Genomic DNA, 22,063 nt, shown 5'->3' on the forward strand with positions numbered 1-22,063 from the left:
GGCGGGCTTTGTTGCCCATCTCCTAGTGACATACCGCCTGGTATGTGAGCAGAATCAGCGCAGCCCCTTTACCACCGAGTAGGCGATGACGCCCCCGGGAGGACGCCGTGCTGAGCACCATGCAGGACGTACCGCTGCTGATCTCCAGGATCCTGACCCACGGGTCGCGGGTCCACGGCGAGTCACAGGTGACCACCTGGACGGGCGAGGCCGAGCCGCACCGCCGCAGCTTCGCCGAGGTCGGTGACCGTGCCGCCCAGCTGGCCCACGCCCTGCGCGACGACCTGGGCGTCCGCGACGACGACCGGGTCGCCACCCTCATGTGGAACAACGCGGAACACACCGAGGCGTACTTCGCGATCCCCTCCATGGGCGCGGTCCTGCACACCCTCAACCTGCGGCTGCCCGCCGAACAGCTGGTGTGGATCGTCAACCACGCCGCCGACGGGGTCGTCATCGTCAACGGCTCGCTGATCCCGATGATCGCCCCGCTGCTGGGCAAGCTGCCGACCGTCCGGCACATCGTGGTCTCCGGCCCCGGTGACCGTGCGCCGCTGGAGGGCGCGACCGCGGCCGTGCACGAGTACGAGGACCTGATCGCCGGGAAGCCGACCACGTACGACTGGCCGGAGCTGGACGAACGCCGGGCCGCCGCCATGTGCTACACCTCCGGGACCACGGGCGACCCCAAGGGCGTGGTGTACAGCCACCGTTCGATCTACCTGCACTCCATGCAGGTCAACATGGCCCAGTCGATGGGCCTGACCGACCAGGACACCTCGCTGGTCGTCGTACCGCAGTTCCACGTCAACGCCTGGGGCCTGCCGCACGCCACCTTCATGACGGGCGTCAACCTGCTCATGCCGGACCGCTTCCTCCAGCCGGCCCCGCTCGCCGAGATGATCGAGAAGGAGCGTCCGTCGCACGCGGCCGCCGTCCCCACCATCTGGCAGGGCCTGCTCGGCGAGCTCACCGCCCGTCCCCGTGACGTCTCCTCGCTCACCCAGGTCACCATCGGCGGTTCGGCCTGTCCGCCGTCGCTCATGGCCGCCTTCGACAAGCTGGGCATGCGGGTCTGTCACGCCTGGGGCATGACGGAGACCTCCCCGCTGGGCACGGTCTCCCGTCCGCCGGCCCATGTGGTGGGCACCGAGCAGGAGTTCGCCTACCGCCTCACGCAGGGCCGTTTCCCGGCCGGCGTCGAGGCCCGGCTCACCGGCCCCGGCGGCGAACGCCTTCCCTGGGACGGCGAGTCGGCGGGCGAACTGGAGGTGCGCGGCCCCTGGATCGCGGGCGCCTACTACAACGGCCCCGACGCCGAACCGCTGCGCCCCGCCGACAAGTTCAGCGAGGACGGCTGGCTGAAGACCGGGGACGTCGGCATCATCTCCGCCGACGGCTTCCTCACCCTCACCGACCGCGCCAAGGACGTCATCAAGTCCGGCGGCGAGTGGATCTCCTCGGTGGAGCTGGAGAACGCGCTGATGTCCCATCCGGACGTCGCCGAGGCGGCGGTCGTCGCCGTCCCCGACGACAAGTGGGGGGAGCGCCCGCTGGCCACGGTCGTCCTGCGGGAGGGCTCCGCCGCGACCTTCGAGACGTTGCGCACCTTCCTCGCCGAGGAGGGGAAGATCGCCAAGTGGCAACTCCCCGAGCGCTGGACGGTCATCGAGTCGGTGCCGAAGACGAGCGTGGGCAAGTTCGACAAGAAGGTGCTGCGGAGGCGGTACGCCGACGGTCAGCTGGACGTCACGAATCTCTGAACGAGGTTCGCCTCAGGGCGGGGAACTGCCGTCGGCCGGCTGCTGGTTCGTCGTGGCCGGTCGCGCGGTTCCTCCCCCAGCCTTCGGCCGGGGGTACCCCCAGCGCCCCGGCAGGGGCGCTGGGGGTACTTCCAGCGCCCCGGCCGGGGCGCTTCAGTGAGCCCTAGTTCGTGCCGATGCGGGCCAGCAGGTCCACGATCCGGCTCTGTACCTCCGTGCTCGTCGACCGCTCCGCCAGGAACAGCACCGTCTCGCCGGACGCCAGCCGCGGCAGGTCCGCCTGGTCGACGGCCGCCGTGTAGACGACCAGCGGCGTCCGGTTGAGCTGCCCGTTCGCCCGCAGCCAGTCGATGATCCCGGCCTGCCGGCGGTGCACCTGCATCAGGTCCATCACCACCAGGTTCGGCCGCAACTGCCCCGCCAGCGTCACCGCGTCCGCGTCGCTCGCCGCCCGCGCCACCTGCATCCCGCGCCGCTCCAGCGTGGACGTCAGCGCGAGCGCGATCTCCGCGTGCTCCTCGATCAGCAGCACCCGCGGCGGATGCTGCTCGCTGTCCCGGGGCGCGAGCGCCTTCAGCAGTACGGCGGGATCGGCGCCGTACGCCGCCTCGCGCGTCGCCTGGCCCAGCCCCGCCGTGACCATCACCGGCACCTCGGCCGCCACCGCCGCCTGCCGCAGCGACTGAAGCGCGGTGCGCGTGATCGGTCCGGTCAGCGGGTCCACGAACAGCGCCGCCGGGAACGCGGCGATCTGCGCGTCGACCTCGTCGCGGGAGTTCACGATCACCGGGCGGTAGCCGCGGTCGCTCAGCGCCTGCTGGGTGGTGACGTCCGGCGCGGGCCAGACCAGCAGCCGGCGCGGGTTGTCCAGCGGCTCCGGGGGCAGTTCGTCGTCCATCGGCTGCGGGCGCGGCGGGTCCGCGACCTCGACCGCTCCACCGGGTCCGTCCAGCGGTTCGGGGCCCTCGGCGGCGTTCACGTCCGGTGCGCCTATGGCGTACGACCGTCCGGCGCCGTCGGTGGCACCCACCAGCCGGGTCTGCCCGGCAAGGGACGGCTGCGGCAGCGGCTGGGCGGTCACCGGCTGCTCGGCCGACGGGTGCGGACGGGCCGACTGCTCCGGCTGTGCCTGTTCGGCACCGGCCGGGTCCGGGCGGGTGCCCAGCTTGCGGCGCCGTCCGTTGCCGCCCGGCTGGTGCGGGGGCGGGGTCGCGGTCGGCTGCTGCACCTGCGCGGCCTGCCGGGAGAACGGCACGCCCTGTCCCAGCGTCCGCACACTGAACGCCCGGCCCTGCGTGGAGTCCGGGTCCACCGGCGCGGCCGTCGCCGCTGCCTCGGCGGGCAACGGCTGGGCGGCGCGCGCCGGTTGCGGGGCGGCACCGGGCGCGTCGTCGGCGCCGGGCCACTGCTGCGGTACGGGAGCCACGGGCCCGGCGGCCTCCGCCGGAAGCGGCTGGGCGGCGGCCGGGCTGTCCTCGCCGACCGGCGCGGGCGGCACGGGCTGCGCGGGCGCCACCGGCTGCGCGGGCTGCGCGGGCGCCGGCTGGGCCGGGATCGGCTGCCCCGGGGCCACCGGAGCGACGCCCTGCCCCTGTGCCGGTACGGCGGCGGCACCGGGCAGCGCGGGCGGCACCGGCTGGCCGGGCTGAGCCGCCTGCACCGGCCGGCCCACCTGCTGTCCGGGAACCGCTTGCACGCCGGGCAGCCCGGTCGGCGCGACGACCTGCGCGGCGGGCCCGGCCTGAACCGGGATACCCGGCCCGGCGAGAACCTGCTGTCCGGGCGGAACCTGCTGTCCCGGCGGCACCGGCTGTCCGGGCGCGACCGCCTGCGCGGGCACCGTCGGCATGCCCGGCACACCCGGCGCACCCGGCATGCCCGGCACACCCGGCGCACCCGGCACGCCCGGCACGCCCGGCGCGACCGGCATCATCCCGGGCCCGGCACCCGGCATGCCCGGCCCGGCACCCGGCATCCCCGGTCCGGCACCCGGCGTCCCAGCCGCCCCCGGACCGCTCGGTACACCCGGTACACCCGGTACACCCGGTACACCCGGTACACCCGCCGCACCCGGTACGCCCGCCGCACCCGGTGCCGCGGCCTCCGGCGGCTGGCCCACGGCGCGGCGCCGGCGGCCGGTCGGTGCGCTGGTGGGGTGGGGCTGCGGCGGGGTGTGGTCCTCGCCCTGGTCGTGCGCCACGGCGTCGTGCCGGCCCTCGTCGCCCGCCGCCTCGGCGGCTTCGGGGGTGCGGTCGGCCTCGGCGGGCGGCAGCGCGAAGACCGGCCGGGGGCCCGCCTGCTGCTGTGCCTGCTGTTCGGCAGCCCGCTCGGCGGCCGCGGCCAGCGCACGGCGCCGACGTCCGCTCGGCTGCTCCTCATCGGCCTGTCCGACGGTCTGTCCGACGGTCTGTCCGGGGACCTGTCCGGCCGCCTGTCCGGCCGCCTGTCCGGCGGCCGCGGAGGGCAGCGCCGGCGGCAGCGCCTGCCGCTCGTCGGACTCCTGCCGTGCCCGCCGCCCCGACGCCGGCGCGGGCACGCCCTGCGGCGGAACGGTGCCGCCGAGTCCCGTGCCGGCGGCCGCCGTACCGGCACCCTGCTCGGCCGCCGTCACCACGGCACCCTCGGCCGCCACCCCGGCGTCACCGGCGTCACCGTCGGCGGGGCGTCCGCGCCGCCGGCCGGTGCCGCCGGACTCCGCCTCCGCGCTCTCGATCGCGGCCGGACCGCTCTCCTGCTCCGCCGCCTCGGCGGCACGCCTGCGCCGCCGTCCGGTCGGCATGCCCGGGGTCTCGCCCTCCCCGGCCTCGCCGGGGGCGTCGCTCTCCAGGAAGGCGTCCACGGAGGACCGCCGTCCCCGCCGTCGCCCACCGGCACCCGCCTCGTCGGCCGGGGCGGGGACGGGGGCGGGAGCGAGTACGGCCATCTCCGTGCCCGGCGGCGGGGGAACGGCCCCGGCGCCACCGCCGATCGGCACCTCCAGGACGAACGCGCTGCCGCTCATGCCGGGCACCTCGTGGGTCTGGAGCACCCCGCCGTGCGCCCGCACGATCCCGCGCACGATCGGCTCGTGCACCGGGTCTCCCCCGGCGTACGGCCCGCGCACCTCGATCCGTACGACCTCGCCGCGCTGGGCGGCCGCGACCACCACGGTGTTGTCCATGTAGCCGCCGGCCGAGACGGGCGCGTTGCCGGTCGCGTCGACGCCGGCCACGTCCGCGATCAGGTGCGACAGCGCGACGGCCAGCCGCAGCGGGTCCACCTCGGCCTCGATGGGCGGCGCGTGCACGGCGAACTGCACCCGTCCGGGCCCGATCAGCTCCACCGCGCCGTCGACGCCGGCGGCGACGACGGCGTCCAGCATGACCTTCGTACGGGTGATGTCCTCGGTGCCCGCGTCCAGCCGCTGGTAGCCGAGCACGTTGTCGATGAGCTGGGTGATCCGCGAGTACCCGGCCGAAAGATGGTGAAGTACCTGGTTGGCCTCGGGCCACAGCTGCCCGGCGTCGTCGGCGGCGAGCGCGGCCAGTTCCCGGCGCAGTTCGTCGAGCGGCCCGCGCAGCGACTGCGCGAGCAGGGTCAGCAGCTGCTCGTGACGCCCGTGGAGGGCCTCGTAGCGGTCCTTCTCGCGCTCGCCGAGAGCCGCGTACCGGTCCTCGCCCGCCGCCAGTTCCTCGGCGTGCCGCTCGCGCAGTTCCTCCACCTCGGTGACGTGCTTCTGGCGCAGCGCGGTCAGGTCGGAGGCGTGTTCCTCGGAGAGCTTCTCCAGCTCCTCGGCGTGCGCCTGCTCCAGCGCCGTCTTCTCGTCGACGACGGTGTCGTACGGCCGCCGGTCGGTGAAGGTCATCACGGCGCCGACGAGCTGGTCGCCGTCGCGCACCGGCGCGGTCGTCAGGTCGACCGGCACCTTCTTGTCGCCCTTGGCCCACAGCACCTGTCCGCGCACCCGGTGCTTGCGTCCGGAGCGCAGGGTGTCGGCGAGCGGCGACTCGGCGTACGGGAACGGCGAGCCGTCGGCGCGCGAGTGCAGGACGAGGTTGTGCAGTTCCTTGCCGCCGAGCTCACCGGCCCGGTACCCCAGTATCTGGGCGGCGGCCGGGTTCACGAGGACGATCCGCCCGTCCGTGTCCGTCCCCACGACGCCCTCGCTGGCGGCGCGCAGGATCATCTCGGTCTGCCGCTGCGAACGGGCCAGCTCGGCCTCGGTGTCGACGGTGCCGGTCAGGTCGCGTACGACGATCATCAGCAGCTCGTCGCCGCTGTAGCCGTAACCGTCGTACGCCTGCTGCCCGTTCTCCAGGTTGGCGCTGGTGACCTCGACCGGGAACTCCGTGCCGTCGGTCCGCCGGGCCACCATCCGGGTCGGCTTGGTCCGGCCGCGCGGGTCCATGTGGTCGGGGCGCCGCATCGACCCCGGGATGAGCCGGGAGTCGAACTCCGGAAGCAGGTCGAGCAGCCCGCGCCCCACCAGCGCCGTCCCCGGTGCCTCGAAGGCCTCCAGGGCGATGGTGTTCGCGTTGACGACGGTTCCGTTGGCGTTGACCAGCACCAACGCGTCCGGCAGCGCGTCCAGTATGGCTGCGAGGCGAGCAGCGCCTCGGGATGGCCTGCTGCTCACGAGACGCTTCCTCCCTGTTACCGCACCTTGCCGACCGCTCGGGCCATCTTGCCAACCGGCCCGCGACGTGTCACGCGAGGGAGTCTAAAGGCACCGGTTCCGGTCACGGCGCCGGATGAGAGGGAGGTCGCACGACGAAGTGACGGCGAACGTGTGACCGACGCGCCTCGCCTCCGCCGTACCTTCGCGAGACCTTTACGCGAGCGGGGTGTCCGCCGTGGGCCGGCTGTGCGGGCGGGTCAGGGCCCCAGGTCGGGCAGCAGCGGCACCATCCGGTCCCAGCGCCCGGTCTCGCAGCCGTTGCTGCGGTCGTACGTCGCGTCGACCGGGCGGCCGGCCCAGGTGCCGGTGACACGGGCGGTGGCCGGGCCGCCGTGGAGCATGGTGCAGGCGGTGCCGGGCGCGACCGGGGCGAAGGCGTCCCGCCCCCACCGCGTGTTCCGGTCCAGCGCCCGGCATGCCCCGCTCACGTCCGGGTGACTGCCGGCGCCGGGGTGACAGGACAGCTCGTAGGTCCCGTCCCGCCCGTCCCCGGCGTGCGCCACGGTGACGGTGAGACGGTCCCCCGTCCCGCCCGTCCCGCCCGCGAAGGCCGAGGCGGAGGCGGAGGAGGAGGCCGAGGCGGCGGAGGCGGTCAGGAGGGGGAGGACGGCGACGGCGGCGACGGCGGCGACGGCGGTCCCGAAGGTGCCGCGCACGATGAGATGAGCCATGCCCTGCCCAACGCGCCGCCCGCCCGGACGTTGCGCGGCGCCCCGCCGACGGAAGGGCTTTGCCCTGCGCACCCGCTGCCTAGTACCGTGGGAGCCGATTGGTGACAGCACGCTCGACTGTGTCATCATCTGCACGCACCACTCGCGCTCACGCGGGCGGCTGTGCTGGAGGCGTCGCCTAGTCCGGTCTATGGCGCCGCACTGCTAATGCGGTTTGGGCCTTAAAGCCCATCGAGGGTTCAAATCCCTCCGCCTCCGCCATCTGATCATCGAAGCCCCGGTCCCGCGGACCGGGGCTTCGATGCGTCTGGGCCCGAAACCCTCGTTGACCATGTTTCCGCAGGCCACAAGGGGTACGCCTAACGGATTTCACATGGCGGCGGCAGTCATGTAATGTTCTTCCTGTCGCCGCGAGCGGGCCGGAAGGGCCGGGAGCCAAGACAGGAAAACAGCAGAACAAGCACTCGTAGCTTAACGGATAGAGCATCTGACTACGGATCAGAAGGTTGCAGGTTCGAATCCTGCCGAGTGCACACAGATGGAAGGCCCCGGAGAGATCCGGGGCCTTTCGCGTTGTCGTCGTTGTCGTCGTTGTCTTCGCGTTGTCGTTCGCGTCGTCAGGGGGTGGGTCAGGTCGTCGGTTGCGGACCCCACTCGTCGGGGCCCGTGCCGCGCCAGTCGATCCACGGGGCCTGAGCCACCTCCGCGGGGTCGATCTCCAGGCCGGCGCGGCGCAGAAACTCCGCCACGTCGGTCGTGTTGTGGGCCAGGCCGAGGATCTCGCCGTCCACGCGGACGCGGCGGCCACCGGTGGGGGACGGCGGGTGGATGATCACGCGAATCGGTCCGGACATGTCTTCAGGATCGTCCGGGGTGTACGGTCCCGCATTCCAGTGCGTCATGGGCGCGGCCGCTCGCAGGTGTCCCCGTGCGCGGGGGACAGGTCGCGCAGTTCCCGCCAGGCCGCGGGGGCCGGGCGGCGCTGCTGCCAGTAGGGGTGGAAGAAGACCTCGACCGACAGCCGGTGCAGGCGTCGGCGCAGCTCGGTACGGCCGGGGCGCGCGGCCAGCCGACGGTAGACGGCACTCCACTCCCGCTGTGCCCGGGTGAGGTCGTCGGGGAACGTCCGCATGACCGGATTCAATCACGTGTTCGATTTTTGGGGCCAGTCGAGCCGGAGCCGGCGGTACGAGCGGTTCGTGTCCCTGGCCGGCGATCGAGTCAGCGGCGGACCCGCAGCACGGCCTTCCCCTTGTTGGCGCCCGATTCCAGCAGGCGCTGGGCCTGTGCCGCGTCGGTCAGGTCGTACTCGGCGGTGATGTCGATCCGTACGGCCCCCGACGCGGCCTCGCCCAGTGCGGCGAGGGCGTGCCGGCGGAGTGCCTCGGGGTCCCGGCGGCCGAGGTCGCCGATGTTGTAGCCGGTCAGGGTGCGGTTGTTCTTCCACAGGGAGAGGACCGGGAGGGCGAGGTCGGGGTGCCGGGCCGCCTCGCCGTAGACCGCGACCCGGCCGAACGGGGCCAGGATGTCCAGGCTCGCCGACCGGGTGGGGCCGCCGACCGGGTCCAGGACGAGGTCGACGCCCCGGCCGGACGTCGCCTCGCGCACCGCCTCCGGGAAGCCGTCCCGCAGCAGGACGTCGTCGTATCCGAAGCGCCTCGCGTACTCCGCCTTCTCCCGTGTGCTGACGGTCCCGTAGACCGTCGCCGCCCCCAGCGTCCGGGCGAGCTGTGCCGCCGCCGAGCCGACCCCGCCCGCCGCCGCGTGGATCAGCACGGTGTCGCCGGAGGCGATCCGGCCCGCGCCCGCCAGGACCCCGTACGCCGTGGTCAGTACGAGGGTCGCGGCACCGGCGGTGCGGAGGTCGAGGCCCAGCCCGGCCAGCGGGAAGACGAACGGCGCGGGCGCCACCGCGTACTCCGCGTAGCCGCCGCCGTCCGGGAGATACGCGGCGACCTCGTCGCCGGGCCGCAGGCCGGTCACGTCCGCACCCGCCGCGGCCACGGTGCCGGACACCTCCAGACCCGTGACCGTCTCACCCTCGGGAGCGCCGAAGTCGCCCAGGCGGTGCTGCACTTCGCCGTAGTTGACGCCCGCGTACGACACCTGGATCAACACCTCGCCGGGACCGGGTTCCGGGTCGGGCAGCTCCACGGGGCGCAGTACGTCCGGTCCGCCGATCTCCTTGAACGCCACAGCCCGCATGTGTCCCCCTGGTCGCCGTTGGTCGCTACGACGGCCGGAACCCGCGTCCGGGGCGCCCTATTCCCGGGACGGCTCGTCAGCAGGGGTCCGCCGAGTCGTTCCGGTTCAGCTTCTCCAGGTAGTCGTGGGCCAGTGCCGTCGCGCGGGTGAACCAGTCGGTGAGGACGGCCAGTTCGTCGGGGGTGTAGTCGGCGAACAGTTCCGTGAGGCGTTCGTAGTGGCCGGCGTACACCGCGGCGACGCGCGTGACGGCGTCCGGGAGCGCGGCGACACGGACCCGGCGGCGGTCCTTCGGGTCGGGACGGCGGGTGACGTAGCCCGCGCGCTCCAAGCGGTTGAGGATGCCCGTCACCGCGCCCGTGGTCACGTGGGCGCGGGCCGCCAGGTCGCCCGCCGTCAGCAGTTCGTCGCCCGCCTCCAGGACGAAGCCGAAGCAGGTGAGGTCCGTGACGTTCAGTCCCAGCCGCCGGGCCAGTTCCTGCTGGCCGATCACATGGGCCGCGATGAGGTGGTCCATGGCGGACAGCGCCCGGGCCGGGTCGGCGTGCGGTCGAGGTCTGCCGTGCATGGTGGTTCCCGACTCCTCGTCGAAGACTTTCCGAATTCCCTTAGCGCGTGAGAGATGCAGGGAGTAAATTTCTTATGTCGTGAGGGATCCGATTCTAGTCTCCCTCGCGTCCGGCGGTCGGTACGTCTCCGTCGCCGATGAGGCTGCCTACGAGAGGGAGTCGGGTCCGTGAGTCTGCACGACGAAGGCCATACGGTCGCGGGGTGGACCGGCACCGCGATCGCGACCGCCGGCAGCGGTCTGCTGGGGTGGGGTGTGTGCGCCGTCTCGGTCCCCGCGCTGGTCGCGGGGCTCGCGGTGTGTGCCGTGAGCGTCCTGGTCACCTGGTATCTGCATCTCGCCGGCTGGGGCAAGCCGCCGGGGCCGCGGCCCCGGTCGCAGTGGCCCCTCGGGGTACGGGACGCCGGCGCCCGCGACGGCCACCCCGCCTGCGTGTCCTGCCGCCTGGCCGGGCGCGCCCGCCGCCCGGCCCCCCGCCCCACCACCGACACGCCCCTCACGGGAGACCCGCGACCGGCGATCGCGGAAACCGGCGGCTGACCCGAGAAGCCGTCGACTGACCGGAGAAGCCGTCGGCCGACCGCGGAAACCGTCGGCCGACCGCGGAAACCGTCGGCCGACCGCGGAAGCCGGCGGCTGACCGCGGAAACCGGCTGCCGACCGCGGAAACCGTCGGTTGACCGCGGAAACCGGCGGCTGACCGGAGAAGCCGGCTGCCGACCGTGGAAACCGGCGGCTGACCGAGCAGGCCGACAGCTCACCGGGAAGCCCGGCAGTGGTTCAGGTATGCCGGCGACTGGTCGGGCAGGCCGGGGAGAAGTCGCCAACCAGCCACCCCCGGTCGCCCAAAGCGGCCCTTCGATCGACGCGGGCGGCCTCCCGGTCGGCGAGCGGCGGCTCCTCGTTGTCAGTGGGGGCCTCTACGCTCGCGAGTGATGGGACAGGTCTGGAAGTGCTCGGGGCTGCGGTGGTCGGGGGGTGGGCCCGTGCTGGTGTGGAGCGGTGGGCGGCGCAGTCCGCTCGGCCGGGGGAGACACGTGGCCTTCAAGGCCGTCGAGGGGGGTGCCCGGGAGTGCGTGGGCGCGCGCGGGAACCCCTGTCCGGTCCGGGCGGCCGTGTCGGCGCGGAGCACCGGCGCGCGGTGCGAGGAGTGTGCGCGGCTGGACCGGGCGCACTCCGTCGCCGCCGACACCGTCGCCGACGACCCCCGGCCGTACCACGTGTACCTCGCCTGGTTCGGGCCCGGGATGACCAAGGTCGGGATCACGGCGGTCGAGCGCGGACCGGCGCGGCTGCTGGAGCAGGGGGCGGTCTGCTTCAGCTGGCTGGGTGCCGGGCCGTTGATGGCCGCGCGGCGGGCCGAGGAACTGCTCCGCGCGGCCCTGAAGGTGCCCGACCGGATCCCGTACCGCGACAAGCGCGTCGTACGGTCCGCGTTGCCGGGCGGCGACGCGGAGCGGGCAGCGGAGATCGAGTCGCTGCACGCCCGTGCCCTCGCGCTGGGCGGCTGGCCGGAGGCGCTCGTCCCCGAGCCGTGCCAAGTCGTCGATCACGTCCGGGTGTTCGGGCTGGCCGGGGTCCCCGCCGCCGTCGGCGAGGTGGCCGGTCTCGTGCCCGGCGCCCGGGTCGGCGGTGAACTCGTCGCGGCCGCCGGGCCGGATCTGCATCTCGCCACCCCGAGCGGGGTGCTCGTCCTCGACACGCGCTTGCTGCCCGGCTGGGAGCTGACCGCCGCCGGGGACGCGGACGGCCCCGGACCGGCCTTGTCCGTGCGGGAGTTCGCGGTGCCCCAGGACGGGCTTTTCTGAGGTGCCGCGCAACGCCCCGCCCGGTACCCTCTCATCAGGGGTTCATCGGCGCTTCATCCGAGGCCCGCGGTGCACGGCGGACGTACACGATCCGCACAGCCCGCGGCGATCATGCTCATGACTTCGTGCGCACGTGATGTGATTCCCAGGCGTTCCCTGAGAGGTGCCTGTGTGTTTCTTAGGGAAATCACAGATTAGTGAAAGCGTGTTCTCAGAGGACCCCGACAAGGTGTCCACCATGACCACGACCTCGCCCCAGGGGCGCACCGAACTGCTGAGGCCGGACGGGAGCCCCGTCCGAGTGCTTGTGGTGGACGACGAGCTGTCGATCACCGAACTCCTTTCCATGGCCCTCCGTTACGAGGGCTGGCAGATCAGGAGTGCGGGCGACGGCCAGGGCGCCATCCAGACCGCCCGGGAGTTCCGGCCCGACGCCGTCGTCCTCGACATGATGCTGCCCGACATGGACGGCCTCACGGTCCTCGGACGCCTGCGGCGTGAACTGCCCGACGTGCCGGTCCTGTTCCTCACCGCCAAGGACGCGGTCGAGGACCGGATCGCCGGTCTCACCGCCGGCGGCGACGACTACGTCACCAAGCCCTTCAGCCTCGAAGAGGTCGTGGCCCGGCTGCGCGGGCTGATCCGGCGTTCCGGCGCCGCCGACCGGCGTTCCGACTCCGTGCTCGTGGTCGGCGACCTCACCCTGGACGAGGACAGCCACGAGGTCTCGCGGGCCGGGGAGGGCATCCACCTCACGGCCACCGAGTTCGAACTGCTCCGCTTCCTCATGCGCAACCCACGGCGCGTCCTCAGCAAGGCCCAGATCCTGGACCGGGTGTGGTCGTACGACTTCGGCGGCCAGGCCAACGTGGTCGAGCTGTACATCTCGTACCTGCGCCGGAAGATAGACGCGGGCCGCGAGCCCATGATCCACACCCGGCGCGGTGCCGGTTACCTGATCAAGCCCGCCGCGTCATGAGCGGGCGACGACGGCCGCGTGCGCAGAAGTGGCGAGCGGGAAAGCCGCGCACGCTGCGGACCCGGCTCGTCGTCGCGTCCGTGGCGCTGATCGCGGTGGTCTGCGCGGTGATCGGCACGGTGACCACGCTGGCGCTCCGCTCCCACCTGTACGACCAGCTCAACGGCCAGCTCGGTGAGGTGTCCGCGCGGGCGGCCGGCGGGTTCGGCGAGCCGCCGGAAGCCATCAAGAACGGCACGAAGCCGCCCGGTACGCAGGGCACAGGCACCTCGGGCAAGGGTTCGGGCGACAGCAAGGCCCAGACCGACCTGACGAAGTTCGTCACCGGTCCGCAGCCCCAGGGCACCATCGTGGCCAAGGTCGTGAACGGCTCGATCACCGACGCCAAGGTCGGTGAGAAGACGAACGACGACCAGAACGTCCCACAGATGAGCGCACGGGACCTGTCGCCCGCGGCGCTCAAGGTGCTCGGCTCGGTCGATCAGGTCACCATGAAGCTACAGACCGTGGACATCCCCGGCATGGGCAGCTACCGGGTCGCCTACGTCGACGGGAACAAGGGCACCTACTACGTCGCCATCCCGACCGCGGACGCCGACAACACCATCAACACCCTGATCCTCGTGGAGATCAGCGTCACCGCGGCCGGCCTGATCGCCGCCACCCTCGCCGGCACCGTCATCGTCGGGGTCGCCACGCGGCCCCTGCGCAAGGTCGCCGCCACCGCCACCCGGGTCTCCGAACTTCCGCTGCACACCGGCGAGGTGAACCTCAGCGAGCGGGTACCGGAGTCGGAGTGCGATCCGCACACCGAGGTCGGCCAGGTGGGCTCCGCGCTCAACCGCATGCTCAACCACGTCCACGGGGCGCTGCACGCGCGCCAGCAGAGCGAGATGCGGGTACGGCAGTTCGTCGCCGACGCCAGCCACGAGCTGCGCACCCCGCTCGCCTCCATCCGCGGCTACGCCGAGCTGACCCGGCGGGGACGGGAGCAGGTCGGGCCCGACACCCGGCACGCGCTGGGCCGTATCGAGTCCGAGGCCGGCCGGATGACCCTCCTGGTGGAGGACCTGCTGCTGCTGGCCAGGCTCGACGCCGGCCGGCCGCTCCAGTTCGAGCACACCGACCTCATCCCGCTGGTCGTCGACACCATCAGCGACTCGCGCGCGGCCGGCATGGACCACAACTGGCGGCTCGACCTGCCCGACGAGCCGGCCCTGGTGTCGGCGGACGCGGCCCGCATCCAGCAGGTGCTGGTCAACCTGCTCGGCAACGCGCGCAAGCACACCCCGGCCGGGACCACCGTCACCGCCCGTATCCAGCGGCGCGGTCCGTGGATGTGCGTGGACGTCGAGGACAACGGGCAGGGCATCCCGCCGGATCTGCTGCCGCACGTCTTCGAACGGTTCGCGCGCGGCGACTCCGCACGTTCGCGGTCCACCGGGTCCACCGGTCTGGGCCTCGCCATCGTGCAGGCGGTCGCGTCCGCGCACGGCGGCGCGGTCACCGTGGACAGTGTTCCCGGCCGCACGGTGTTCACCCTGTATCTGCCCGCGCTCGCCCCGGCGGTCCCCCAGCCGGCCCCCGAAACCAACTGGCAATCGCACTCACAGGCACAGCACAGTGCCACCACATGGGTAGAACAGGGCGCTTGACCAGAGTCGTTCCCATGCGAACCGACTCTTCTCCCGGCACCCTGCCGGCGCGGGAGCACCTCCCGGCCGGAAACGCCGGTACGCCTGTCCTGGACGTAGTGATCCCCGTCTACAACGAGGAGAAGGACCTCGGCCCATGCGTCGTCAGACTGCATGACCACCTCAAGCGCACCTTCCCGTACGCGTTCCGCATCACCGTCGCGGACAACGCGTCCACGGACACCACCCCCCAGGTGGCGCAGCGGCTGGAGGCGGAACTGGCCGAGGTCAAGTCGTTCCGGCTGGAGCAGAAGGGCCGCGGCCGGGCGCTGCGGACCGTCTGGTCCGCCTCGGACGCGCCGATCCTCGCGTACATGGACGTGGACCTGTCGACCGACCTGAACGCGTTGCTGCCGCTGGTGGCGCCGCTCATCTCCGGCCACTCCGACCTGGCGATCGGTTCCCGGCTGGCCCGCTCGTCGCGCGTGGTGCGCGGCGCCAAGCGGGAGTTCATCAGCCGTACGTACAACCTGATCCTGCGCGGCTCGCTACAGGCCCGTTTCTCCGACGCGCAGTGCGGCTTCAAGGCGATCCGGCGTGATGTCGCGCAGGTGCTGCTGCCGCTCGTCGAGGACACCGGCTGGTTCTTCGACACCGAGATGCTGGTGCTGGCCGAGCGCGCGGGGCTGCGCATCCACGAGGTGCCGGTCGACTGGGTCGACGACCCGAACTCGACCGTGCACATCGTGAAGACGGCCACCGACGACCTCAAGGGCGTGTGGCGGGTCGGCAAGGCCCTGACCACCGGTGCGCTGCCGCTGGACCGGCTCACCCGCCCGTTCGGTGACGACCCGCGCGACCGTGACGTCCAGGACGTGCCGAAGGGCCTGGCCCGCCAGCTCGTCGGGTTCTGCGTGGTCGGCGGCCTGTCGACCCTCTTCTACCTGGTGCTCTACAGCCTCTTCCGGGAGTTCTCCGGTTCGCAGATCGCCAACGCGCTGGCGCTGCTGGTGTCGGCGGTGGCGAACACCGCCGCCAACCGGCGGCTCACCTTCGGGGTGCGCGGCCGGGGCGGAGCGGTCCGGCACCAGGCGCAGGGCCTGGTCGTCTTCGGCATCGGCCTCGCGCTGACCAGTGGCTCCCTCGCCGCCCTGAACGCGGCGAGCAGCGACCCCGCGCACTCCACCGAGCTGGCGGTGCTGATCGCCGCCAACCTCGCGGCCACCGTGCTGCGCTTCCTGCTCTTCCGCGCCTGGGTCTTCCCGGACCGCGACGGCTCCGCCCGGCCGGAGGCGTCCCAGTCCACGGTGGTGGCCACGCACACCCCGTCGTCGCCGACTTACACGACCGGCGGACACCAGCCGTACCAGCCGCAGTACCAGCCGCAGGGCCCGTTCCCGCAGCGTCCGGGGCACCAGCCGTACGCCCAGGGCGGCACCACGACGACCACCCAATTCCGCGCCGGTGAAGCCGCGGACGGCACCTGGAGGGACAGCACCATGCAGTTGCAGCCGGTGCGTCCCCATGACACCGAGCCGGGGGAACCCCGATGACCACCCACACCGACCGACCGACCGAGTGGGGCCCGGCCCCCGCGTCTCCCCCGCCGCCGCGGTACGCCCCCGAGGTCCCGGCGCCGGAGTCGGGCGACCCCCGGCAGCCCTTCGTCCACAGACTCTGGCGCGGCCGTCCCGAGGACCCCCGCTGGGTACGCCCGGCCTTCCTCGGCCTGCTGGCCGCCACCCTCCTGCTCTACCTGTACAACCTGAGCGCCTCCGGCTACGCCAACTCCTTCTACTCGGCGGCCGTGCAGGCGGGCAGCAAGTCCTGGAAGGCGTTCTTCTTCGGTTCGCTGGACGCCGGCAACGCGATCACCGTCGACAAGCCCCCGGCCTCGCTGTGGCCGATGGAGCTGTCGGTCCGGATCTTCGGTCTCAACTCGTGGGCGATCCTCGTCCCCGAGGTCCTGATGGGCGTCGCGACGGTCGCCGTCGTGTACGCGGGGGTGCGTCGCCGGTTCAGCCCCGCCGCCGGTCTGATCGCGGGCGCCGTGCTCGCGCTCACTCCGGTCGCGGCGCTGATGTTCCGGTTCAACAACCCGGACGCGATGCTGGCGCTGCTGATGGCGGTCGCCTGCTACGCGGTGGTCCGCGCGGTCGAGGACGGCCGGACGAAGTGGCTGGTGTGGGCCGGGGCCGCGATCGGCTTCGCGTTCCTCGCCAAGACCCTCCAGGCCTTCCTGATCCTGCCGCCGCTCGCGATCGTCTACGCGGTCTGCGCGCCGGTGTCGGTGAAGAAGCGGTTCGGTCAGCTGGCGGTCGCCACCGGCGCCCTGATCGTCTCCGGCGGCTGGTGGGTCGCGATCGTCGAGCTGTGGCCGGCCTCCTCGCGCCCGTACATCGGCGGCTCGCAGAACAACAGCTTCCTCGAACTCACCTTCGGCTACAACGGCTTCGGCCGCCTCAGCGGTGACGAGACCGGCAGTGTCGGCGGCGGTGGCGGCGGCAACGGCAGCACCGGCCAGTGGGGCGAGACCGGCTGGGACCGGATGTTCAACTCCGAGATCGGCGGCCAGATCTCCTGGCTGCTGCCCGCCGCGCTGATCCTCCTGGTCGCCGGTCTGGTGGCCACCCGGAAGCTGCGGCGGACCTCGGTCACCCGTGCCGCGTTCCTGGTCTGGGGCGGCTCGCTGCTGATCACCATGGTCGTCTTCAGCTACATGGCGGGCATCTTCCACCAGTACTACACGGTCGCCCTGGCCCCCTACCTGGCCGCCGTGATCGGTATGGGCGCCGATGTGCTGTGGAAGCGGCGCGCCGAGATGTGGGCGTCGATCACCCTCGCCGGCTCCGTGGTCGCGGCCGCGGTCTGGGGATACGTCCTGCTCAACCGCACCTCCGACTACCTGCCCTGGCTCAAGTTCCTGGTCCTGGTCGGCGGTCTGGCCGCCGCGCTCGGCCTGGTCTTCGCGGGCCGGATCAGCCGTCAGCTGGCCCTCGGGGCGGCGGCGGTGGGCCTGGTGGCCGCGCTGGCGGGCCCGACCGCGTACACCCTGAGCACCCTCCAGACGGGTCACACCGGTTCCATCGTCACGGCGGGTCCGGCGGGCGCGAGCATGATGGGCGGCGGCCCGGGTGGCGGCGGCGGTATGCGCGGCGGCGGCATGGGCGGCGGTGGTGGCTTCGGCCAGAACCAGCAGGGCCAGCAGAACCAGCAGGGCCAGCAGAACGGCAACGGTGGCACCCAGAACGGCGGGCAGGGCTTCCCCGGCGGCGGCACCGGCGGCAACGGCACCGGCGGTACCGGTGGCTTCGGCGGCGGCATGCCGGGCCAGAACGGCACCGGCGGCACCCAGAACCAGCAGGGCAACGGCACCACCCAGAACGGCAACGGCTTCCCCGGCGGCGGGATGGGCGACGGTGGTGGCATGGGCGGCGGCGGTGGCGTCGGCGGCCTGCTGAACGGCGCGACCGTCAGCTCCCGGGCGAAGCAGCTGCTGGAGAAGGACGCGTCCAAGTACACCTGGGCGGCGGCCGCCATCGGAGCCCAGAACGCGGCGAGCTACCAGCTCTCCACCGGCGACGCGGTGATGGCGATCGGCGGCTTCAACGGCACCGACCCGTCCCCGACGCTGGCCCAGTTCAAGAAGTACGTGGCGGACGGCAGGATCCACTACTTCATCTCGTCCGGCACGGGCGGTGGCATGGGCGGCAGCAGCAGCGGCACGTCCTCGCAGATCACCTCGTGGGTCGAGAAGAACTTCAAGAAGGTGACGGTGGGTTCGGCCACCTTCTACGACCTGACGCAGAAGGCGAGCGGCAGCTGACGGTCCCCTGACCGGCGCGAGGGCGGTGGCTTCGGCCACCGCCCTTCGCCGTACGCCGACCGCGCGCCGACCGCGCGCCGAAATCGCGTTGTACACCGTACGGGAGTCATTCTACGGTGTATGGCATGACTTCTCAGGGCCATCCCCAGCGCTGGCTGATCCTCGGTGTCATCTGCCTCGCGCAGCTCACCGTGCTGCTCGACAACACCGTTCTCAACGTGGCCATCCCCTCCCTCACCCGGGAGCTGCACGCGGCCACCGCCGACATCCAGTGGATGATCAACGCCTACTCACTGGTCCAGTCCGGCCTGCTCCTGACCGCGGGCAGCGCGGCCGACCGCTACGGCCGCAAGAAGATGCTGATCGCGGGGCTGGCCCTGTTCGGCGCGGGTTCGCTGGCCGCGGGCCTGGCCGGATCCACCGGTCAGCTGATCGCGGCACGGGCCGGCATGGGGGTGGGCGGCGCGCTCCTGCTCACCACCACCCTGGCCGTGGCGATGCAGATCTTCACCCCCGACGAGCACCCCAGGGCGATCGGGATCTGGAGCGCCGTCAACGCGCTGGGCTTCGCCGCCGGACCGCTGATCGGCGGGTTCATGCTCAACCACTTCTGGTGGGGCGCGATCTTCCTGCTCAACCTCCCGGTGGCGGCGCTGGCCCTGGTGGCGGTCGTCGCCCTGGTGCCCGAGTCGAAGAACCCCCGGGGCGACCGGCCCGACCTGCTCGGCGCCCTGCTCTCCACGATCGGCATGGCCGCCCTGGTCTTCGCGATCATCTCCGGCCCCGGGCACGGCTGGACGTCGGCGCGGGTGCTGCCCACGGCGGTCGTCGCGGTCGTGGCCCTGGCCCTGTTCGGGTACTGGGAGCTCCGCGTCCCCTACCCCATGCTCGACCCGCACTTCTTCCGGGACCGCCGCTTCACGGGTGCCGTCGCCGGTGCCGTCCTGATCACCTTCGGCATGGGCGGAGCGCTGTTCCTCCTCACCCAGCACCTGCAACTCGTCCTCGGATACGGCCCGTTGGAAGCGGGCCTACGGACCGCGCCGCTGGCACTGACCGTCGTCGCCCTCAACTTCTCGGGCCTGTCGGCGAAGTGGGCGACGCGACTGGGGACGCCGGTGTCGATCGCCCTGGGCATGCTGCTGATGGCGCTGGGGCTGGTCTCCATCGCCGTACTGGACGCGGGTGGTTACGGCGGCACGCTGCTCGGGCTGTTGCTGATCGGCGCGGGCTGCGCGGTCGCCAACCCGGCCATGGCGCACGCCATCATGAGCGCGATTCCCGCGGAGAAGGCCGGGGTGGGGGCCGGGATCAACGGCACGCTGGCCGAGTTCGGGAACGGGCTGGGGGTGGCCGTGCTGGGCGCGGTGCTCAGTTCCTGGGTGGCCTCGGGGAAGTCCGTGTCGGCGGGGCTGGGGGCGGGACAGCTGGTGGGGGCCGCCGCCGTGGTGGCCGGGGGGTTCGTGGCGGCGGGACTGCTCAGGAGGGCGGAGAAGAATGTCGCCTAGTGGGGAGGGGGTACATGTTCCTCGGCGGGTGCGGGTGGAATGTGGCTGGTCGCGCAGTTCCCCGCGCCCCCGAAGGGCGCTTCGGTCTTAGCATCGTCAGAAGTGATCGTTGGGTGAGGAGGGGTCTCGATGGCGCGGGCCAGTGTGTGGCTGGAGGGGAAGGCCCGCAAGGGCGGGCGTACCGGGCAGCCCTCCGGTCTTGACCGGGACCGCATCACGTCCGCCACGGTCCGGCTCCTCGACGCCGACGGGCTCGACAAGTTCTCCATGCGGCGGCTGGCGGCCGAGCTCAACGTGACCGCCATGTCCGTGTACTGGTACGTCGACACCAAGGACGACCTGCTCGAACTCGCCCTCGACGAGGCCTTCGGCGAGCTGCGCCTGCCGGACGCCGACGACGGCGACTGGCGCACGCAGCTGCGGGCGCTGGCCACGGAGTACCGCGCGCTGCTGGTCCGCCACCCCTGGCTCTCCCCGCTGGCCGGCCGCTACCTCAACATCGGCCCGCACTCGCTCGCCTTCTCCCGGGCGGTCCAGCGGGTCGTCCGCCGCGCCGGCCTGCCCGCGCACGGGGTGACGGGGGCGATCTCGGCCGTCTTCCAGTTCGTCTACGGCTACGGCACCATCGAGAGCCACTTCGCCGCACGGGTGGCCGCGGCCGGCATGACGGCCGACGAGTACTTCGACTCCACGATGGACGCCGTGACCGAGGCACCGGACACGGCGAGGATCATCGAGGAGTCGAGGGACCTCATGGCGGCGCGCGGCGGCGACACCGTCGCCGAGATGCTGGACCGGGACTTCACCTTCGCCCTGGACCTCCTCATCGCGGGAATCGAGGCGAAGGTGAGTCGTCCTGCCTAGGGGCGCCGGGGGCAACCCCGGCCGAAGGCTGGGGAAGGAACTGCGCGGCCGGCCACAGCACACCCGCACCCGGCGGCGAGACCACAGCGCACCCGCACCCGGCGACGAGGACGCACCCACGGGCTCTCAGGCGTCCGGCTGAGCCAGCCGTGCCGGGAACCCCCCGGTGGCCACCGGCCCCCACCGCTCCGGGGTCACCCGGATGATCGACTTCCCCTGCCGCACCATGGCCGCCCGGTACTCGTCCCAGTCCGGGTGCTCCCCGGAGATGTTGCGGAAGTACTCCACCAGCGGCTCCACCGACTCCGGCGAGTCGATCACCTCGGCCCGCCCGTCCACCTGGACCCACGGCCCGTTCCAGTCGTCGCTCAGGACGATCACGCTCACCCGCTGGTCCCGTTTCGCGTTCCGCGTCTTCGCCCGCTCGGGGTAGGTGGAGGCCACGATCCGCCCGGAGTCGTCGACCCCGCAGGTCAGCGGCGACCCCTGCGGGCTCCCGTCGGCGCGCCGGGTGAGCAGGATCGCGCGGTGGCGGGGTCGTACGAAGTCCAGCAGGTCGTCGAGGGAGACGGACGTGTTCGTCGCGATGTTCGGTGCCATGCGGCCAGCCTAGGGCCGGGGCGCCCGCTCAGCCTGTCCCTGGCGTCACCACCCTCACGCCTGCGGCAGTGACTCCCCCTGTACCGCCTGGATCTCCAGCTCCACCTTCAGGGTCGTGCCGATCGCGGCGATGCCCGCCTGGACGACCTGGTTGTAGTTCATGGCGAAGTCCTCGCGGTGCAGCTCGGTCGTCGCGCGGAACGCGGCGCGGGTGCCGCCCCAGGGGTCGGCGCCGGTGCCCAGGTAGGCGAGGTCGAGATCGACGGGGCGCACCACACCGTGCAGGGACAGCTCGCCGTGCACCGTCCAGCGGTCCGAGCCCGCGGCCGTCACGCCCGTGGAGACGTAGGTGATCTCCGGGTGGCGTTCGACGTCCAGGAAGTCGGCGGAGCGCAGGTGGGTGTCGCGCATGCCGTTGCCGGTGTCGATGGAGGCGGCCCGGATGACCGCCTGGACGCGGGACTTGGTGACGTCGTCCGGTGCGATCTCGATCGACGCGGAGAAGTCCGTGAAACGGCCGCGCACGCTGGAGATGCCCAGGTGCTGGGCGACCGCGCCGACCGTGGAGTGCGCCGGGTCCACCGTCCACGGACCGGGCGGCGGCAGCTCGGTGCCGCCCTGCCGGGCCAGCGTGACCGTGCCGATCTCGGCGCGGCCGCTCGCGGTGACGATGGCGCTGGCGGCGGCGGGCGCGTAGCCCACGGCGGTGACGATGACGGTGTACGCCCCGGGCACCAGCGGGTTCGGGTCGCGTACCGCGCCCTCGATGTCGGCCTCGGCGCGCAGCACCTGGCTGCCGGTCATGTCGGTCACCGTGACGACCGCGTGCGACACGGCCCATCCGTCCCGGGTGCGGATCCTCGCGGTCAGTCCCATCCCGTTTCTCCCTGCGAATACTCAGAAAACTCAGTACAAATCGGCCTTATGGAACCGGCCCGCGGCGGGCGCCTCCTTGTGGGCGCACCCGCCACGGGCCGGAG

Annotated in this window: 17 protein-coding genes and 2 tRNA genes; 11 read left to right on the forward strand and 8 right to left on the reverse strand. The window is 72.6% G+C overall.

Going from position 1 to position 22,063, the window contains the following annotated elements; all coding sequences use genetic code 11:
- Positions 1-119: 119 nt before the first annotated feature.
- On the forward strand, positions 120-1,763 hold the full coding sequence (locus AAW13_RS00260) for a long-chain fatty acid--CoA ligase (protein WP_071659372.1): 1,644 nt from the start codon (positions 120-122) through the stop codon (positions 1,761-1,763).
- Positions 1,764-1,926: 163 nt separating this feature from the next.
- Here AAW13_RS00260 and AAW13_RS00265 read toward each other — a convergent pair whose 3' ends face one another.
- Both AAW13_RS00265 and AAW13_RS00270 read right to left on the reverse strand, forming a co-directional pair.
- Complete coding sequence (locus tag AAW13_RS00265) at positions 1,927-6,378, reverse strand: PAS domain-containing protein (protein WP_079178648.1); 4,452 nt, start codon at positions 6,376-6,378, stop codon at positions 1,927-1,929.
- A gap of 239 nt (positions 6,379-6,617) precedes the next feature.
- Positions 6,618-7,091 carry an SSI family serine proteinase inhibitor gene (locus AAW13_RS00270; protein WP_046727520.1) on the reverse strand — a complete coding sequence of 158 codons (474 nt, stop codon included), beginning with the start codon at positions 7,089-7,091 and terminating at the stop codon, positions 6,618-6,620.
- A 167-nt stretch (positions 7,092-7,258) separates the two neighbouring features.
- Here AAW13_RS00270 and AAW13_RS00275 point away from each other — a divergent pair.
- Together AAW13_RS00275 and AAW13_RS00280 are read left to right on the forward strand one after the other, a co-directional pair.
- Positions 7,259-7,352, forward strand: a tRNA-Ser gene (locus tag AAW13_RS00275).
- Positions 7,353-7,551: 199 nt separating this feature from the next.
- A tRNA-Arg gene (locus tag AAW13_RS00280) sits at positions 7,552-7,624 on the forward strand.
- A gap of 96 nt (positions 7,625-7,720) precedes the next feature.
- Here AAW13_RS00280 and AAW13_RS00285 read toward each other — a convergent pair.
- The 4 genes from AAW13_RS00285 to AAW13_RS00300 form a co-directional block, all read right to left on the reverse strand.
- Complete coding sequence (locus AAW13_RS00285; RefSeq protein ID WP_206306111.1) at positions 7,721-7,945, reverse strand: hypothetical protein; 225 nt, start codon at positions 7,943-7,945, stop codon at positions 7,721-7,723.
- A 44-nt stretch (positions 7,946-7,989) separates the two neighbouring features.
- Positions 7,990-8,223: a hypothetical protein gene (locus AAW13_RS00290; protein WP_046727519.1), complete on the reverse strand. Its 234-nt coding sequence runs from the start codon at positions 8,221-8,223 to the stop codon at positions 7,990-7,992.
- Positions 8,224-8,312: 89 nt separating this feature from the next.
- Entirely contained in the window at positions 8,313-9,296 is a 984-nt protein-coding gene (locus tag AAW13_RS00295; RefSeq protein ID WP_046727518.1) for a quinone oxidoreductase family protein, read from the reverse strand.
- Between the two features lie 76 nt (positions 9,297-9,372).
- A complete protein-coding gene (locus AAW13_RS00300; protein ID WP_046727517.1) occupies positions 9,373-9,864 on the reverse strand; it encodes a MarR family winged helix-turn-helix transcriptional regulator in 492 nt (163 codons plus the stop codon).
- A 168-nt stretch (positions 9,865-10,032) separates the two neighbouring features.
- Between AAW13_RS00300 and AAW13_RS00305 the strand changes: the two genes are divergently transcribed.
- The 8 genes from AAW13_RS00305 (at position 10,033) to AAW13_RS00340 (ending at position 20,483) form a co-directional block, all read left to right on the forward strand.
- Positions 10,033-10,404, forward strand: coding sequence for an HGxxPAAW family protein (locus tag AAW13_RS00305; RefSeq protein ID WP_046727516.1), 372 nt, complete (start codon positions 10,033-10,035; stop codon positions 10,402-10,404).
- A gap of 395 nt (positions 10,405-10,799) precedes the next feature.
- On the forward strand, positions 10,800-11,672 hold the full coding sequence (locus tag AAW13_RS00310; RefSeq protein ID WP_046727515.1) for a DUF2797 domain-containing protein: 873 nt from the start codon (positions 10,800-10,802) through the stop codon (positions 11,670-11,672).
- Positions 11,673-11,910: 238 nt separating this feature from the next.
- Positions 11,911-12,651 (forward strand): response regulator transcription factor, encoded by a 741-nt coding sequence (locus AAW13_RS00315; protein ID WP_046727718.1) that lies wholly within the window; start codon positions 11,911-11,913, stop codon positions 12,649-12,651.
- Complete coding sequence (locus AAW13_RS00320; protein WP_046727514.1) at positions 12,648-14,306, forward strand: sensor histidine kinase; 1,659 nt, start codon at positions 12,648-12,650, stop codon at positions 14,304-14,306. The genes AAW13_RS00315 and AAW13_RS00320 overlap by 4 nt, the downstream gene beginning before the upstream one ends.
- Positions 14,307-14,320: 14 nt before the next feature.
- Positions 14,321-15,838 carry a bifunctional glycosyltransferase family 2/GtrA family protein gene (locus tag AAW13_RS00325; protein ID WP_046727513.1) on the forward strand — a complete coding sequence of 506 codons (1,518 nt, stop codon included), beginning with the start codon at positions 14,321-14,323 and terminating at the stop codon, positions 15,836-15,838.
- The gene (locus tag AAW13_RS00330) at positions 15,835-18,111 is read left to right on the forward strand and encodes a glycosyltransferase family 39 protein (protein ID WP_046727512.1); all 2,277 of its coding nucleotides are present in this window, start codon (positions 15,835-15,837) and stop codon (positions 18,109-18,111) included. Before AAW13_RS00325 ends, AAW13_RS00330 begins: the two co-directional genes overlap by 4 nt.
- A gap of 125 nt (positions 18,112-18,236) precedes the next feature.
- On the forward strand, positions 18,237-19,619 hold the full coding sequence (locus AAW13_RS00335) for an MFS transporter (protein WP_206306112.1): 1,383 nt from the start codon (positions 18,237-18,239) through the stop codon (positions 19,617-19,619).
- A 129-nt stretch (positions 19,620-19,748) separates the two neighbouring features.
- A complete protein-coding gene (locus AAW13_RS00340; protein ID WP_206306113.1) occupies positions 19,749-20,483 on the forward strand; it encodes a TetR/AcrR family transcriptional regulator in 735 nt (244 codons plus the stop codon).
- A gap of 126 nt (positions 20,484-20,609) precedes the next feature.
- Here AAW13_RS00340 and AAW13_RS00345 read toward each other — a convergent pair whose 3' ends face one another.
- Entirely contained in the window at positions 20,610-21,083 is a 474-nt protein-coding gene (locus AAW13_RS00345) for a PPOX class F420-dependent oxidoreductase (RefSeq protein WP_046726391.1), read from the reverse strand.
- Positions 21,084-21,137: 54 nt separating this feature from the next.
- The gene (locus tag AAW13_RS00350) at positions 21,138-21,959 is read right to left on the reverse strand and encodes a YceI family protein (RefSeq protein ID WP_046726390.1); all 822 of its coding nucleotides are present in this window, start codon (positions 21,957-21,959) and stop codon (positions 21,138-21,140) included.
- Positions 21,960-22,063 lie beyond the last annotated feature (104 nt).

Source organism: Streptomyces humi (assembly GCF_001005085.2).
In the GTDB taxonomy this organism is placed as follows: domain Bacteria; phylum Actinomycetota; class Actinomycetes; order Streptomycetales; family Streptomycetaceae; genus Streptomyces; species Streptomyces humi.